Source organism: Viridibacillus soli, assembly GCF_016612995.1.
Classification (GTDB): Bacteria; Bacillota; Bacilli; order Bacillales_A; family Planococcaceae; genus Viridibacillus; species Viridibacillus soli.
In genome coordinates this window covers 1-333 of sequence record NZ_JAEOAH010000109.1, presented here as the reverse complement: position 1 = coordinate 333, position 333 = coordinate 1, and the positions used below count along the sequence as shown (strand labels likewise).

The 333-nt window shown below is 58.9% G+C and carries 1 pseudogene; it reads left to right on the top strand.

The annotated features are described in order from the left end of the window. Positions 1 to 333: pseudogene (locus JFL43_RS22215) on the top strand (collagen-like protein); the annotation flags it as partial.

The following is a 333-nucleotide window of genomic DNA, read 5'->3' as shown; positions in this document are numbered from 1 at the left end:
GGGCCTACTGGTTCTGATGGAATAACTGGGGCTACTGGAGCTGACGGGGTTACTGGCTCAACTGGACCTACTGGGGCTGATGGGGTTACTGGCTCTACCGGACCTACCGGGGCTGATGGAATTACTGGGGCTACTGGACCTACTGGCTCTGTCGGGGTTTCTGGCTCTACCGGGCCTACTGGTTCTGATGGAATACCTGGGGCTACTGGAGCTGACGGGGTTACTGGCTCTACTGGACCTACTGGGGCTGATGGGGTTACTGGCTCTACCGGACCTACCGGGGCTGATGGAATTACTGGGGCTACTGGACCTACTGGGGCTGACGGGGTTACT